The organism is Streptomyces sp. NPDC059002 (assembly GCF_042740435.1).
In the GTDB taxonomy this organism is placed as follows: Bacteria; Actinomycetota; Actinomycetes; order Streptomycetales; family Streptomycetaceae; genus Streptomyces.
The window spans coordinates 1-16,013 of sequence record NZ_JBHYJI010000104.1 but is presented as its reverse complement, the minus strand read 5'-3'; the positions used below and the strand labels follow the sequence as shown (position 1 = coordinate 16,013).

Genomic DNA, 16,013 nt, shown 5'->3' with positions numbered 1-16,013 from the left:
CAAGCACCGCCCGCACCCGAGCCACCAACCGCATCCCCAACAACGAATCCCCGCCCAAGTCGAAGAACGACACATCCGCGCCGACCCGCCCGAGCCCGAGCACCTCGCCGAACAGCCCGCACAGCACCTCCTCCACGGGCGTCGCGGGACCGCGGCCACCTCCCGTACCGGCGAAGTCCGGCGCGGGCAGGGCGGCACGATCGAGCTTCCCGTTGGCGGTGAGCGGCAGCGCGTCGAGCACGAGGACCGCAGCCGGGACCATGTACTCGGGCAGGGCACCGGCCATGTACTCCCGGAGCGTGTGCGGGGACACGTCGCCATCGGCGTCGTCCGCGACCACGTAGCCGATGAGGCGCTTCTCGCCGGGGCGGTCCTCGCGTACGACCACGGCGGCCTGACGCACGGCCGGATACGCGGCCAGCACCGCCTCCACCTCACCCGGCTCCACCCGGAACCCACGGATCTTCACCTGCTCATCCGCACGCCCCGCGAACAGCAGCTGCCCGTCGGAAGTCCAGCGCGCCAGGTCGCCGGTCCGGTACATCCGCCCGCCACCGTCACCGGGGCCCGCACCGAACGGGCACGCCACGAACCGCTCAGCCGTCAACCCCGGCCGCCCCACATACCCCCGGGCCACTCCAGGACCCGCCACGTACAACTCACCCACGACACCCGGCGACACCGGCCGCAGGGAACTGTCCAGGACATACGTGCGTACGTTCCCGAGCGGACGCCCGATCGGCGGCGGCGCGTCGTGCGGCCGTATGTCCCCCGCCACAGGTCCCGCCGTAGTGATCACTGTCGCCTCGGTCGGCCCGTAGGTGTTCCACACCCGTGCCTGACCGGTCCAGCGACTCGCCAGGTCTGCCGTCAGCAACTCCGCACCGAGAACCCAGTTCTCGACACTCTCCACCGCCGCCGGATCCAGCACACCCAGCAGCGACGGCACCACACTCGCCGTACTCACCCCGGCCGCCTGGATCATCGCCGCCAACGCGCCCGGCTCCGCCCGCTCCTCCGCCGACGCGATCGCGAGCGTCCCCCCACCCGCCAGCGTCACCGCCACATCCAGCACCGCCGCGTCGAAGCTGAACGACGCGAACTGCAACGCGACGACCCCCTCGGCCACACCCAGCACCGGCCGCATCGCCTCCGCCAGGTTCACCACGCCGCCGTGCGCCACCGCCACACCCTTCGGGCGGCCGGTCGACCCCGATGTGTAGATGACGTAGGCGAGTTGATCCGGTCGGGGTTCCCGCCCCAGCCGTACGGCGGGCTCCGCGTCGATGGCGTGCGCGGTCCGCGTCTCGTCGAGGAGCACCACCCGCGCCGCTCCTACCGGCACCCCGGCCAGCGACTCGCCGACACCGAGGACGACCTCCGCGCCACTGTCGGCAACCATGAAGGCGAGCCGGTCCGCCGGATACTCCGGGTCGAGCGGAACGAACGCGCCGCCCGCCTTCCACACCGCGAGTTCCGCCACGACCATGTCCACGCCCCGCGGCAGGCACAGGCCCACCCGAGACTCCCGCCCCACCCCCAGGCCGACCAGATACCGGGCCAGCCGATTCGACGACGCGTCCAACTCCCCGTACGAAAGGGCACGTTCGGCCGAGACGACCGCCTCCCCACCCGGCGATCGCCCGGCCCGTCCTTCGAACGCGCCGAGCACGGAATCGGCCGCAACCGGCCGACCCGTGTCGTTCCAGCGCTCCACCACCCGGGAACGCTCCGGGCGCCTCACCGTGTCCACGCGTCCCACCGGCACCGAAGGGTCGGCCACGGCGCGTTCGAGGAAGGTGAGGAACGAGCGGTGTGCACCCCGGAGCCAGTCACGGTCGTACAGCGTCGGGTTGGCCTCGAAGGTGATCCGCATGCCCTCGTGCTGCGACCAGCCGCTCACCAGGGCGCCGAAGTCCTCGACGCGGCGGCTCGACATGTCGCGGACGACGCCCCGGTGTTCGCCGAAGCGGAGGGTCTCCCCGGCCATCGGCAGCACGTTCACGTACGGGCCGAAGTGCCAGCGGTCGCCGACCGGCCAGTTGAGTTCGCGGCGCAGTCGCTCGCCGCGGAATCCCTGGTGGTCGAGGAGGTCGCCGATCTCGCGGCCCGTCGTCCGCGCCACGTCCAGGAGGCTCGCGCCGGGGGCTGCGGGCAGCCGGAGCGGCAGGATGTTGGCCATCGTGGCCGGGGTGCGCCGGGACTCCGCCGTCGTGCGTCCCGCGACCGGGAGGCTCAGGATCGGCTCGTGCGAACCGCTCATCCGGCCCGTGAAGGCCGCGAACGCCCCGACGACGAGCCTCGGCCAGCTGACTCCCGCCCGGGTGGCCGCCGCGCGCAGTGCGGCGACGGCGGACAGCGGCAAGTCGCCCGTCTCGCGCAGGACTTCGTGCGGGGCGCCGCCGGGCCCTGGGACGCCCGGCAGGTCGGGCCGGTCGGCGAAGCGGTCGAGCCAGTACCGGCGGTCGCGCGCGGACCGCTCCGAGTCCCGGTAGGCGGACTCCTGCGCCAGCAGGTCGCGGAGGGAGGCGTGCCCGGAGGGGGCGGGAGCCTGTCCGTTCAGGAGCGCCGTGTAGAGGTGCGCGACGCGGCGCGCCATGAGGGTGCAGCCGAAGGCGTCCATCAGCAGGTGGTCGTAGCGCTGGAACCAGACGTAGTGGTCGTGGGCGAGACGGAAAAGGCTGTGCGAGAAGGGCCGTTCGGTGTCGGCGCCGTTCTCCATGCGGATGTCCGCCCGCATCCATGCCTCGGCGGCCGCCCGCGGATCGTCCTCGGCGGTGAGATCCATGACGTCTATGTGGTTGATGACGTCTATGTGGTCCATGACGTCCGTGTGATCCATGACGTCCGTCTGTTCCATGGGCCCGGCGAGGGACACCTCCCTTTCCGGGAAAGGAACGACGATCTGCGACGGCCGTCCCCGGTCGTCGTATTCCACGCCGCGCACCCGCAGGATTTCCGTCTCCGCGACGGCCTGCCGCAGCGCTCGCCCGAATGTCTTCGTGTCGACGGGGCCGAGGATTTCGACGTACTGACCGACGCTGTAAAGACGCCGGGAGCCCTCCACGCGCTGCGCGAGCCAGATTCCTTCCTGGGAATCGAACAGGGGCAGAGCGCGACCAGCCTTGCCGTTCATATATCCCCCTAGTCGCGCGATCCGCGTCGACTCATTACTCGACTCCACTCGGACGAACTCGCATGAGGACGATACTCATTGCCGGTCGTGAAGGCGATGAATGCCGGGGTGCCCCGGCTTTCCCGGCGGCCGTCCAACCGCGCATTTTCCGCACTTGGACACCTGGACGGACATGCGCGCATTCCAGGTTAGGCCCGGCCGTGCATTTCGCGCGAGCGTCTGAGACGGCGTCGGAGATGGCGTACGGGATGGCGTCCGCGGCCGGCGCGAAGGGAAATCGAGAGACGCCCTATCGGGCTATCGGGGTTCTGGCGTGCCGAATTCGCGCCCTGTCGGGGCTTCGGCGGCGGCCGTCAGTGCGGCGGGCGGCGGTGGCCTGTGCAGACCGTGGTGGTGCCTGGCGGGCTGGTCCGCCGCCCGCAGGGGGAAGGCCGCCTCGACGACGAGGCCGCCCTGCGGCCTGGCCTCCGCGCGCAGGGCCGCGCCGTGGGCGAGGGCGATGGAGCGCACGATCGAGAGGCCGAGGCCGTGGTGGCCGTCGCCCGAGCTGCGGTCGAGCCGCTGGAAGGGTTCGAGGAGCCGGCCCACCCGGTCCTGCGGGATCGTCGGTCCTGTGTTGGTCACCCGGACGACGGCGTTGCCGCCCTCCACACCGGCCTCGACCTTCGCCCACCCGCCGGGCACGTTGTAATCCAGCGCGTTGTCCAGGAGGTTGGCCACCAGCCGTTCGACGAGCGCGCTGTCGCCCCAGATGTCCGCCCGCCCCGTCACCGTGTGCACCCGCAGCCCGCGCCGCTCCGCCTCGGCGCGCCAGCCGAGCGCCACCTGGTCCGCGAGTTCGCCCAGGTCGAGGGGTTCCCTGCGGTCCGGTCCGCGTTCGCTGCTGGACAGGGTCAGCAGGGATTCGAGGAGCCGCGCCTGCTGCTCGCTGAGGACCAGCAGGCGCTCGAAGTTGGAGCGGAACGAGTCCACGGTGGCGTCGCGGTCGATCAACGACTCCTCCAGGAGCGCGTGTTCGACGGTCAGCGGGGTGCGCAGCTCGTGCGCGGCGTTGGCGACGAACCGTTTGTGCGAGTCGAGCGCGGTCTCCAGGCGGCCGAGCAGTCCGTCGACGGTGTCGGCCAGGTCCTTGAGTTCGTCGCCGGGGCCCTCGACCGCGAGGCGCTCGTGCACATTGCGCGCGGAGATCCGCTGGATGCTGGACGTCATGGTGCGCAGCGGCCGCAGCACCCGCCCCGCGATCAGCCAGCCGAGGCCGATGGCGATCACCGACATGATCGCCAGGGCGATGCCCGACTCGATCAGCAGGTCGTGCATCTCGGCCGCGTGCTGGCGTACGGCCTGCTGCCGCTGCGCCTCGGCGAAGGCGTCCACGGTGCTGGGCGCCATGTTGTCCGGGTACAGGTGGATGCCGCCGTCGGCGGGGAATCCGGACCCTCCGAGGCTGCCGCGGCTGAACAGGAAGAAGCCGTTGGGGCGGTTGGCGAGGAGGTAGGTGATGGTGAGCAGGACGGCGCCCGACAGGACGAACATGAGGCCGTACAGCAGGGTGAGCCGCATGCGCACGCGCCGGGGCAGCAGCCGGGGCAGGACCGCGGCGCGGAGCCGGGCGACGCGGGGCGAACGGGGCGGGCGGATCGGCGTCTCACGCATCGGCATCTCGCATCACGTCTTCAGATCCGGTACCCGCCGCGGGGCACGGTCTCGACCAGGGGCGGTGCGCCCAGCTTCGAGCGCAGCCGGTTGATCGTCGCCTTGACCGTGGTGGTGAACGGGTCGGCCGCCTCGTCCCACACCCGTTCCAGGAGTTCCTCGGCGGACACCACGCGCCCCTGTGCCGCGAGCAGGTATTCGAGGACCGCGAACTCCTTGGGGGTGAGGGCGAGTCGCTCCCCGGAGCGGGTGGCGATCCGCTGTGCGGGGTCGAGCCGCAGGTCGTCGTGGACCAGGACCGGCGGGACCGCGGTCGCCGAGCGCCGGGCCACCGCCCGGATGCGGGCGACCAGTTCGGCGTACGCGAAGGGCTTGGGCAGATAGTCGTCCGCGCCGAGGGTGAGTCCCTCCACGCGGTCCGCGATGGTGCCCGACGCCGTCAGCATCAGCACCCGGGTGCGGGCGGGCTCCTCGACCAGGGCGCCGCAGACCTCGTCGCCGTGGATGCCGGGGAGGTCCCGGTCGAGCACGACCACGTCGTAGTCCACCACCGACGTGCGTTCCAGTGCGCCTTCGCCGTCGTACACGACGTCGACCGCCATGCCCTCCCTGCGCAGCACCCTGGCCACCGACTCGGCCAGTTCGGCATGGTCCTCGACCACCAGCACCCTCACCGCTCACCCCCACGTAGCGCGCGTTGCGACCGAGCTGAGCGGGCGGCGACGGCACGGATCATGGCTGACCAGGATGCCCGGGCCGGCGTCACGTACCGGTCACAGCCCGCCGCGGCCGTGTGCGCAGCACATACAGCAGCACGGTACCCCGCGCGACGGCGCGGCATCCGCGCCGTCGCGGAGGACGATGCGGATGCCGCGCTTCCCCGTGCCTACCGAGGTAGCCGTGTGCGTACTGCCGTAGGCGTACTCCCGTATCCCTACGGGGAGTTGCTCAGCCCTGCCGCGGCGGGGGCGGCCCGCCGATGATCCTCGGGCCCGCGCCGCCGGGGCCCGGGACGGGTCCTCCGTCGGGGCCCGGTCCCGCGCCCGGCGGGAGCAGGAAGAGTCCGGGTCCGCCGGGGCCGCCGGGCATGGGCCCGTCCGGGCCGCCGTGCAGGACGGGGCCGCCGACCGGTTCGGGGACGGGCTCGGGGCGCGGTTCGTCGCCGTTGCCCGAGGTCTGGCGGGCGAACTGCGTGCGGTACAGCTCCGCGTAGAGCCCGTCGAGCGCGAGGAGTTCCTCGTGGGTGCCGCGTTCCTGGACCCGGCCCTTGTCGACGACCAGGATCTGGTCGGCGTCCCTGATGGTGGAGAGCCGGTGGGCGATGACCAGGGAGGTGCGGCCGCGCAGGGCGGTCTTCAGGGCGCGTTGCAGGGCCGCCTCCGACTCCGAGTCCAGGTGGGCGGTGGCCTCGTCGAGGACGACGATGGGCGGGGCCTTCAGGAGCAGCCTCGCCATGGCGATGCGCTGCTTCTCGCCGCCGGACAGGCGGTAGCCGCGGTCGCCGACGACGGTGTCGAAGCCGTCGGGCAGCGATTCGATCAGATGCCAGATCTGCGCGGCCCTGCACGCGTCGATCAGTTCCTGTTCGGTCGCGTCGGGCCGGGCGTAGGTGAGGTTGTCGCGGATGGTCGCGTGGAAGAGGTGGGCGTCCTGGGTGACCATGCCCACGATGTCGTTGAGCGACTTCAGCGTCACGTCGCGGATGTCGTGGCCGCCGATGCGGACGACGCCCTCGACGGGGTCGTAGAGCCGCGGCACCAGGTGGGTGATGGTCGTCTTGCCCGCGCCCGACGGGCCGACGAGGGCGGTCAGTTTGCCGGCCGGAGCGGTGAAGCTCAGGTCGCGCAGGGTCCAGGTGTTCGTGGTGCGTTCCTGCGAGGGCAGCGCGATCGACTCCAGTGAGGCGAGGGAGACGTCGGCGGCCTTCGGGTAGCGGAAGGAGACCCCGTCGAACTGGATCTCCGGCGCCGTCCTGCCGCCCGCGGCGGCCGACGGCAGGGGCACGGCGCCGGGCTTCTCGGAGATCAGCGGCTTGAGGTCGAGGATCTCGAAGAGCCGGTCGAAGCTGACGAGTGCGGTCACCAGGCTGGTGTGGGCGCCGGAGAGCTGGTTGATCGGTGCCATGAGCCGGGTGAGGAGCGTGGCGAGCGCGACGAGCGTGCCGATCTGGAAGGTGCCCTCGATGACGAGGCTGCCGCCGAGGCCGTAGACGAGGGCGGTGGCGAGCGAACCGACGAGGGTCATCGTCAGGAAGAGCATCTTGCCGTAGACGGAGGTCAGGATCCCCAGGTCGCGGCCCTTGGCGGCGAGGCGGGAGAACAGTCCCGTCTCGGAGGAGGGGCGGCCGTACAGCTTGGCGAGGAGCGCGCCCGTGACGTTGAAGCGCTCGTTCATGAACGAGCCGACCTCGGCGTTGACCTGCATGTGTTCGCGCATGATCCGCTGGAGGCGCTGGCCGACGAGGCGGCCGGGCAGGATGAACAGCGGGATCACGATCAGCGAGATGAGGGTGACCACCCAGGAGAGGTAGAACATCGCGCCGAGGACGAGGATCAGGGTCAGTCCCGCCGAGACCACCGTGGACAGCAGGGTGGTGACGGCCTGTTGGGCGCCGACCACGTCGGTGTTGAGCCTGCTGACGAGGGAGCCGGTCTGGGCGCGGGTGAAGAACGCCAGGGGCTGGCGCTGCACATGGTCGAAGATCTTGGTGCGCAGGTCGTAGATGAGTCCTTCGCTGATCCGGCCCGAGAACCAGGCCTCCGCGAATCCCACGACCGCGCTGATCAGTGCGAGTCCCGCGACCGCCACGGAGATCCAGACGACGACGGAGGTGTTGCCCTTGGTGATGCCGTCGTCGATGAGGTACTTGAACAGGATGGGCATGGCCACCACGTTGCCTGCGTTCAGCGCGGTGACGACGAGGAGCAGGACTATGTTGACTCGGTACGGTTTTGCGTAGGGGAGGATTCGTTTCGCCGTGCCGGCTTTGATCTTCTGCCGGGTCACCGACTCGTCCGGACCCATCCCCCGTATCACCATCGGCCCCGGGCCGCCGATCATGGCCACGAAAACCTCCTGTTTTCGTTGTCGTTCCGGTCGGGGGTCCGCCTAGCTGGCGGCTTCGTACTTGTCCATTTCCTCGATGAGGCTCTTGGGGCGCATGTCCGTCCAGTTCTCCTCGATGTAGTCGAGGCAGGCCTTCCGGGTGTCCTCGCCGAACACGGCCTTCCAGCCGGCGGGTATCTCCGCGAAGGAGGGCCAGAGCGAGTGCTGGTTCTCGTCGTTGACGAGAACGAGGAAGGTGCCGTTTTCGTCGTCGAACGGGTTCGGCATAACAACTCCGATCACAATTCCGTCGGCAGGGCGTGTGTCACGCTAGCCGGGGCTCATCGGGAGCGACAAGGCCGTCCAGACGGCCTGCGGTGAAGAAAGAGACGATCGCGGAATTCACCGCCGCGGGGTTCTCCAGATATCCGTAGTGGCCGCAGCCGGGCAGCTCGGCATAGGAACTTCCGGGAATGCTCTCGGCGACCTCGCGGGACAAGTGCGGGCGTACGACGAGGTCGTCCTGGAATCCGATGACGAGGCAGGGCGTGGTGATGCGCCGGTACGCGGGGCGGCGGTCGGGGATGAGCTGGAGGCCGAGCTGCCCGCGGACCCCGGACAGGTCCACGGACGCCATCTCGAACACGGCGAGCCAGTCCCGCAGCCGGTCCTCGTCGTTGAGGGTCCGCGGGGAGAGGTTCTGCAGGGCGCGCACATAGGCCGCGAAGCGGGGCGGCACCTTGTCCGCGCCGTCGCCGAGTTCCAGGTCGGCCGCCGTCATCGCGGCGGTCAGCGCGTCGGTGCGGCCGCTGGTCGCCATCAGGACGGCCTGCCGTACGAGGCCGGGGCGGGCCAGGAGGAGTTCCTGGACGGCGATCGCGCCCAGGGAGTAGCCGACCACCCGGCACGGCCCGGCGCCCACGTGCTCGATGAGGCGGGCCACGTCCGCCGCCATGTCGTGAAGGGTGAATCCCTCGGGGCAGGGATCGCTCGGCGGGATGCCCCGGTTGTCGAGGGTGATGACCCGGTGTCCTGCCGACGTCAGGGCGGGCACCTGGTGGGTGCGCCACATCCGGCCCGGCGCACCGGTGCCGGTGACCATGACGACCGGCTCGCCGGTGCCGTACTCCTCGTAGCCGAGGTTGATCCCGTCGATCCGGGCGATCGGCACAGGGGGCTCCCTTCACCCGTCGCCGGGTCCGTCGTGCGCGGGCGGTTCCTGCGCTCCCGCGCCGAACCGGCCGACCTTGGCGATCACGTCCTGTCCGTAGATCCGCAGGGCCTGCTGGAGGGCGAACTCCGCCAGGTAGGCGCGGAAGGCGTCCGGTGGTTCCTCGGCGAGGTTCAGCATCCTGCGGTTGGCGAGCACCGCTTCGCCGTCCAGGCGGGCCACGCTCCGCTCGACGGCGGCGTCCATCTCCTCGGGCTCCACGACCTCGTCGACCAGGAGCCGCGCGTCGGGTTCGCTCGCCCGGATCCTGCGGCCCGTCAGGATGACCTGGCGGGCCGGGCGCGGTCCGACGTACCGGGTGAAGCGGAAGTTGGCGACGCCGGGGATGATGCCCTCCTTCGCCGCGGGCAGGCTCAGATAGGCGTCGGACGCGGCGAGCACGTGGTCGCAGACCAGGAGCAGCTGGGTGCCCCCGCCGATCGCGAAGCCGTCGACGGCGGCGACCCACGGCTTCTCGATGCGCGGCGAGTGCCACTGCCCGGGGTGGTCGGCGAGCACGCCGCGGACGAGCTTGTGGAGGTAGCCGAGTTCACGGCCGAGGAGGAAGCCGACCAGCGGGATGTCCCCGGCGCTGAGGCTCTTGAGGTTGATGCCCGCGCTGAACACGCGCCTGCCCCGGTAGCGGGGGTGGTCCATCACGCCGCCGCGCAGCAGCCCGACGCGTACGTTGGGGTCGAGCAGTGCGAGGTCGACGGCGGTCTCCATGTCGTCGACCTGCCGGAGGTCCTCCGCGTTCAGGCAGTCGCCCCGGCACAGGGTGAGCCGGGCCACGCCGTCGTCGCGGCGCTCCAGGCGTACGGCTGCCATCTCGACCACGCCGGTCCTGGTGAACTCCGGCAGGAGCCGCAGCGCGCGGGGTGTCGGCCGGAGCATGGCGTCGAGCAGGTGCGGGCCCGCGGACGCCGAGCGGAGCACCGCCCGCAGGAAGATGCCCTGGTCGATCTCGTCGCCTTCCTTGGCGGCCTGGGGCCTGCTCCGTTCGGCCGCGAGGCGCGCGGAGTCCGGTACCAGGCCGGGGAGTTCGGCGGCGGCCGCTTCGAGGAGTTCCGCGATCCGCAGGTCGACGGTGCGGTCGGCGGTCAGCCGGTCGTACACCGCGTCGGCGTACACGTCCATGAACCGGGTGCGCAGCGCGCGGGCCGCGTCCTTGGCGGCGGCCATCCGGGCGCGCTGTGCGGGGGTGCGCGCGGGCGGCTCCGGCAGCGACGCCATCAGGTCCGTGACGCGGGCGACGGCGCCGGACGCGGCGGAGAGCCGCGCCCAGGCGTCCGGCACGTCCTCGTGGGCGCGCCGCACGGGCAGGACCGTCGTCATGAGGCCGCCGCCTCGCTCGCCGCGCCCTGCCGCAGGGTGCGGTCGCAGGCGGCCAGGTGCGCGCCGAGTGCGTCCTCGAAGCTGGTCGTCGCGGCGTCGAACACCAACTGCCGCCGGATCGCGACCTCTTGGCCCGCGAGGCCGCCGGTGAGTGCGGCCGCGGCGGCGACGGCGGCCGCGGGGTCCTCGGCGATGTCGTCGACGATGCCGAGCGCGTGGGCCTCGGCCGCTTCGATCGGGCGGCCGAACAGGACGGCCCTGCGGGCCCGTGCGACACCGGCCAGCCGGACGAGGCGGTAGGCGGCCATGCCGGGCCAGGTGGCGGTGGTGTCGCGCGGCACGAGCAGCCGCGTGCCGGGGGTGGCGACGCGCAGATCGGCGGTGAGGAACGCGTCGAGCGCGGTCCCTCCGCAGTCCCCGCGGGCCACGGCGACCGTGGGCGCGGGCAGCCGTTCGAGGCGGCGCAGGGCGCGCTCCCACTTGGTGACGAGGGAGACGTCGAGTCCCCTGGTCCCTTCGCGGTCCGGGGCTCCGGTGACGTGCACGACCACGATGCCGTGGCCCGCGCGGTCCTCGGTCCGGTCGCAGAGCGCCGCGACGGTGCGCACGGCGGCGGCCGACAGCGGCCGCGAACCGTCCAACTCCAGTGTGTGCAGGGGTTCCATGGCCCGCTCCGTCCTCACCATCGGATCAGCGCAGTCTCGATCGTGGAGCCCGGTCCCATGGTCATGAGCACTCCGTACTCGCCGGGCCGGGTGACGCCTTCTTCGAGGAGTCGTGCGTACGAGAACAGGAACGAGCCGCTGGACACGTTCCCGTGGTCGCGCAGTACGCCGACGGTGTGCCGCACGTCGTGCCGGGTCAGGCCGAGGTTGACGACGACGGCGTCGATGACCTTCTTCCCTCCGGAGTGCACGAGCCAGTGCCGTATGTCGCTGCGGCGCAGTCCGGTGCCGGCGAGCAGCCGGTCGACGACGAGTTCGGCGTGCGCTCCCACCACGTAGGGGATCTGGGGGTCGAGGTAGAAGCTGAACCTGCTCTGTTCGCGGTCCCAGTCGTAGCGCATGGCGTCGACGGCCTCGGGGATGACGCAGCTGGCGAACTTCAGGACGGACGGGGCGGCCACCGTGCGGTCCTGACGTACCGTCATGTCGGGGTCGGCGCGGAGCGCGACGGCCGCGGCCCCGTCGCCGAAGAGGCTGTTGACGACCGCCGTGCGCATGGTGCCGTCCACCGTGTACGCGGCGGAGCAGGCCTCCACGCACAGGACGACGGCGAGTTCGCCCGGGTGCGCGACGGACCAACCGGCCACCACGCCAAGGGCGTTCAGCCCCGCGTTGCAGCCCATGCCGACGATGTCGGTCCTGCTGCAGTGCCGGTCGAGGCCCAGTTCGCGGATGAGCAGCGCGCTGATCCCCGGCGTGAGCAGGCCGGTGGACGTCACGCAGCACAGGTGCCGTACGTCGGCGAGTTCCGCCCCGACCTCCTTGAGGCAGGAGCGCAGCGCCTCGCCGCCCATCTCCAGGGCCAGCGCCTTGTGCTTGTCGAGCAGGTCGCCCTGCTCCTCCGGGGTCCGTACGCCGTGGGCGTCCTGCGGCGGCAGCGTGAGATTGCGCCGCTCGATCGCGCTGTTCAGGAAGACGGAGCGCACCTTGGGGTCGGTGATCCCGAACGCGTCGAGCACTTCCAGCTGGGTGTACGAGGTGGCCGTGACGGCCGTGCCGACCCCGAGCAGAGCGGTGTCGGTGGTCATCGGAAGGTCCACCCCCACCTGCGGCGCTGGCTGCGCGGTCGCCCGACCTTGCTGATTGCGGTCACTGTCCCGTCCCTTCGTCTGCGGACTCGGCCTCGATGAAGCGCGCGAGCCTCGCGGTGCCCCGCGCGATCTGCGCGGGGGTCAGATAGCTGGTGGACAGGCGCATGCCGTGCAGGCCGCCGCCACCGGGATAGAAGTACGTCATCGGCGTCCAGATGACGCCGAAGTCCTGTGCCGACCGGGTCAGCGCCGCGTTGTCCGCGCGGAAGGGCACGCGGACGGTCAGGAAGAAGCCGCCGGTGGGCTCGTTCCAGCGCACGCCGAGCGCCTCCCTGCGGGCGCGCGGCAGCCGTGCGTCGAGTTCCCTGAGCGTGGCCCGCATGGCGTCGCCGTAGTAGCCGGCCGCGGCCGCGTTCAGCTCCGAGATCCGGCCGTCCGCCGCGAGGAGCGTGCCGGCCACGGCGGCCTGGCTGAGCGAGGAGGTGTTGACGGTCACCATGCTCTTGATCTTGGCGAGTTCGTCGGCGAGCAGTCCGACGCGCCCCGAGTCGTCGGCGACGGGCTGGTCGGCGACGACGAAGCCGACCCGGGCGCCGGGGAAGACCGTCTTGGCGAACGAGCCGATGTGGACGACCGTGTGCGCGCGGTCCATGGACTTCAGGGTCGGCAGCGGTGGTCCCGGGCTGACCAGGCGGTAGGGGCTGTCCTCCAGGATGAGGATGCCGTGCCGGGCGGCGAGTTCGAGCAGTTCGGCCCGGGCCGCCGCGCCCATCGTGGTGCCCGAGGGGTTGGAGTGGTCGGGTACGACGTAGAAGGCGCGGGGACGCCGGCCGCGCGCCTTTTCCGCCCTGATCGCCGTCTCCAGGTCGGCGCAGGAGACGCCGTCCGCGCGCTCCTCGACCGGGGTGAGCGGGATGTCCAGGAGGCGGGCGGCGCCCGCGATGCCCACGTAGCAGGGGCTGGAGACGAGGAGCACGTCGTCGGGTCCGCCGATGAGCGCGCGCAGCACGAGCAGCATGGCCTCCTGGGCGCCGACGGTGACCACGATGGACTCGGCGGGCACGTCGATGTGCTCGTCGGCGCGCAGCGAGTCGGCGATGATCTCGCGGATCTGCCCGGCGGTGGGGCCGTACTGGTACATCGCCGTGCGGATCTCCTGCGCCGAACTGCCCTGCTGCTCCAGGTGGTTCAGATAGCGGCGCAGGTGGCTGAAGATCTGCTCGGTGTCGAAGAACCCGTCGTACGGGCGGCCCGGCGCGAAGGAGATCGCGTCCGGGTAGCGCGAGGTGATCTCGTTGAGGAAGGTCATCGTGTCCAGGACCGGGTCGCGGACGCTGGCGTGCAGTTCGGACCTGCGCAGGGGCGTCGTGGTGGCGGGCGGCGACGGGTCCGGCGGCCGCTGCGCGGTCCTGATCAGCCCGGGGCCGATGTCGGCGACCGTGCGGGCCCCGGCGAACGCCATCGCCTCGCCCAACTCCCGTACGAGACCGTCCAGTACCTCCGCGACGCCCGCGCGCCCGCCGGACCGCAGCCCGTCGAGGACCGGCCGTCCCGCGAACACCGCGTCGGCGCCCGCGGCGAGCGAGGCGAGGACGTCCGCGCCGCGCCGTACGCCGCCGCTCAGCAGGACGGGACAGCGGCCCGCGACGGACTCCGCGATCTCGGGGAGCGCGTCGAAGGCGGTGACCACAATTCCGTCCGCGCCGGTCTCCAGGGCACGCAGCGCCTCCGCGGCGGTGCGGACGCCCGCGACGAGCAGCGGCAGCCGGGTGGCCGTGCGCAGATCGGCGACATGGGACCAGTCGGCGTGCAGGTCGAGGAGGGCGCGTACGTCGGCGATCGGGCCGGGACTGCCGAGGTTGGCGGGGGCGGCCACGCGCCGGAGGCGGATGTCGTCGCGGCCGCCGATGGCGAGGAGCAGCGCGCCGAACCCGGCGTCCTCGGCCTGTCCGGCGATCCTGCGTGCGGTGGCCGGGTCGCTGAAGGCGTAGGTGCGCAGCCACAGCGGGGCGTCGGCGGCCGACGCGAGTTCGGCGAGGGCGCGTTCGGCGAAGGCGCTGACGACCGCGGGGAGTCCGGCCGTCGCCGCGGCCTGGACGACGGCGAACTCGCCGCCGGGCCGCGCCGGGGCGTCGAGGGGGCCCACGACGACGGGGGCCGGCCAGGGCCTGTCGAGGATCTTCACGGCGGTCTCGGGCGTTCCGGGGTGGCGCGGTGCGCGCTGGCACAGTCCGGTGCGGTCGAAGATCTCGCGGTTCGCCGCGGCGGCGCGCTCCGGGGCCGGGGGGTGTGCGTCCCCGGTCCGCGCGGTATTTCCCCGGGCGGAAGTGGAATCCCCGTTCTTGCTCTTCCCGCCGCGTTCCCGCACATTCCGCGCGGATCCGTCGATGCGCTGTCCCGCCATGGATTTCCCCCCGCCGCCCTGCAGTGCGCAAGAATGTTCCATCCGTCGCTCAGACTCACACGTATCACCACAGTCCAACAACGCTGTCCAAGTGCCCGAATCACACACTTGGACAGCTCATGAGCGACTCCTATTCCTGGCGCAACAAGCAGCACACGGCGTTGTGCCGACGACTTTATGCAGGTGACGCCCCCGACCACCAGGGCCGCCCGGCTTTTCCCGCGCCCCGTCCATATCGTCCGTGGCCAGATTCGAGATCAGAATCGTAGAGTCCCTGAAGCTCATTTCTCTCCGGCTTCTGGAGACACACATGCGGGATTTATCCACTTCAGCGGATCCGCTCGCGGATCTCTCCATCGACCATGTCGAGTTGTACGTCGAAGACCTGGATGCCGCGGCATCCTCCTGGGTCGAGCGGTACGGATTCACGGTGGTGGGGACCGGCTCGTCCGCGGACCACCGCGGCATCGCGCTGCGCCACGGGAGGATCGCCCTCGTCCTCACCCAGGCGGTGTCGGAGCAGCACCCCGCCGCGGCGTACGTCCTCGAACACGGCGACGGCGTCGCCGACATCGCGCTGCGCACCGCCGACGCCGAAGCGGCCTTCCACGCCGCGGTCGCGCGCGGCGCCCTGGCGCACCGGCACCCCGCACCGCACGCGGGCCGCGTCACCGCGGCGCTCCGCGGCTTCGGGGACGTCGTCCACACCCTCGTCCAGCGCGACCCCGCGGAGGAGTCCGGACTGCCTCCCGGCTTCGACCCGGTGCCCGAAGGCGGCGGCGCCCCGGCCGGTGACGTGGGCCTCGTCGAGCTCGACCACATCGCGGTGTGCCTGAACGCGGGCGACCTCGGCCCGATGGTCGACTACTACCGCGACGCCCTCGGCTTCCGGAACATCTTCGAGGAGCGCATCGTCGTCGGCACCCAGGCGATGGAGTCGACGGCCGTGCAGAGCCCCTCGGGCACCGTGACGCTGACCCTCATCGAGCCCGACACCTCGGCCGCCACGGGGCAGGTCGACGAGTTCCTCAAGAGCCATCAGGGCGCGGGCGTCCAGCATCTGGCGTTCTCCGCGCGCGACGCGGTCCGGTCGGTGCGGGAACTGACCGGACGCGGCGTCACCTTCCTGCGCACGCCGTCGTCGTACTACGACCTGCTGGGCCGCCGCGTCTCGCTCAGCGAGCGGCGCCTGGCGGACCTGCGGGCGACGAACGTGCTCGCCGCCGAGGACCACGACGGCCAGCTCTTCCAGATCTTCACCGCTTCGGCCCATCCGCGCGGCACGCTGTTCTTCGAGATCATCGAGCGCCAGGGCGCGGCGACCTTCGGCAGCGCGAACATCAAGGCGCTGTACGAGGCCGTGGAGCTGGAGCGCACCCGGCAGCGGGGCTTCCACCAGCGCTGACGCCCGGCCAGGGGAACGGGACGGCGGCATGCGCACGGGTACGGGCGCGCCCGGGGCGGTGGCCCCGGG

At 71.7% G+C, this 16,013-nt stretch carries 11 protein-coding genes; 1 reads left to right on the top strand and 10 read right to left on the bottom strand.

The genetic code is table 11. The annotated features are described in order from the left end of the window. The 10 genes from ACFWZ2_RS42330 to ACFWZ2_RS42285 form a co-directional block, all read right to left on the bottom strand. Window positions 1-3,136 (bottom strand): amino acid adenylation domain-containing protein (locus ACFWZ2_RS42330; RefSeq protein ID WP_384555137.1); only part of this gene is annotated, 3,136 nt, incomplete at its 3' end. Window positions 3,137-3,433: 297 nt separating this feature from the next. Beyond that, the gene (locus tag ACFWZ2_RS42325) at window positions 3,434-4,789 is read right to left on the bottom strand and encodes a sensor histidine kinase (RefSeq protein WP_384555136.1); all 1,356 of its coding nucleotides are present in this window, start codon (window positions 4,787-4,789) and stop codon (window positions 3,434-3,436) included. Window positions 4,790-4,809: 20 nt separating this feature from the next. Continuing rightward, window positions 4,810-5,463, bottom strand: coding sequence for a response regulator transcription factor (locus tag ACFWZ2_RS42320; RefSeq protein WP_384555135.1), 654 nt, complete (start codon window positions 5,461-5,463; stop codon window positions 4,810-4,812). Window positions 5,464-5,737: 274 nt separating this feature from the next. Next, the gene (locus ACFWZ2_RS42315; protein ID WP_384555138.1) at window positions 5,738-7,849 is read right to left on the bottom strand and encodes an ABC transporter ATP-binding protein; all 2,112 of its coding nucleotides are present in this window, start codon (window positions 7,847-7,849) and stop codon (window positions 5,738-5,740) included. A gap of 48 nt (window positions 7,850-7,897) precedes the next feature. Continuing rightward, window positions 7,898-8,122, bottom strand: a complete 225-nt coding sequence (locus tag ACFWZ2_RS42310) for an MbtH family protein (RefSeq protein WP_384555134.1) — start codon at window positions 8,120-8,122, stop codon at window positions 7,898-7,900. A gap of 37 nt (window positions 8,123-8,159) precedes the next feature. After that, entirely contained in the window at window positions 8,160-9,005 is an 846-nt protein-coding gene (locus ACFWZ2_RS42305; protein ID WP_384555133.1) for an alpha/beta fold hydrolase, read from the bottom strand. 12 nt (window positions 9,006-9,017) lie between these two features. Then, the gene (gene dpgC / locus ACFWZ2_RS42300) at window positions 9,018-10,379 is read right to left on the bottom strand and encodes a (3,5-dihydroxyphenyl)acetyl-CoA 1,2-dioxygenase DpgC (RefSeq protein ID WP_384555132.1); all 1,362 of its coding nucleotides are present in this window, start codon (window positions 10,377-10,379) and stop codon (window positions 9,018-9,020) included. Then, window positions 10,376-11,044 (bottom strand): enoyl-CoA-hydratase DpgB, encoded by a 669-nt coding sequence (gene dpgB, locus ACFWZ2_RS42295; RefSeq protein WP_384555131.1) that lies wholly within the window; start codon window positions 11,042-11,044, stop codon window positions 10,376-10,378. Before dpgB ends, dpgC begins: the two co-directional genes overlap by 4 nt. 14 nt (window positions 11,045-11,058) lie before the next feature. Continuing rightward, window positions 11,059-12,132 carry a 3,5-dihydroxyphenylacetyl-CoA synthase DpgA gene (dpgA, locus tag ACFWZ2_RS42290; protein ID WP_384555130.1) on the bottom strand — a complete coding sequence of 358 codons (1,074 nt, stop codon included), beginning with the start codon at window positions 12,130-12,132 and terminating at the stop codon, window positions 11,059-11,061. Between the two features lie 61 nt (window positions 12,133-12,193). Continuing rightward, the gene (locus ACFWZ2_RS42285) at window positions 12,194-14,539 is read right to left on the bottom strand and encodes an aminotransferase class I/II-fold pyridoxal phosphate-dependent enzyme (protein WP_384555129.1); all 2,346 of its coding nucleotides are present in this window, start codon (window positions 14,537-14,539) and stop codon (window positions 12,194-12,196) included. 310 nt (window positions 14,540-14,849) lie between these two features. Here ACFWZ2_RS42285 and hppD point away from each other — a divergent pair, with 310 nt between their 5' ends. Further along, window positions 14,850-15,944 carry a 4-hydroxyphenylpyruvate dioxygenase gene (gene hppD, locus ACFWZ2_RS42280; protein WP_384555128.1) on the top strand — a complete coding sequence of 365 codons (1,095 nt, stop codon included), beginning with the start codon at window positions 14,850-14,852 and terminating at the stop codon, window positions 15,942-15,944. Window positions 15,945-16,013: the final 69 nt, after the last annotated feature.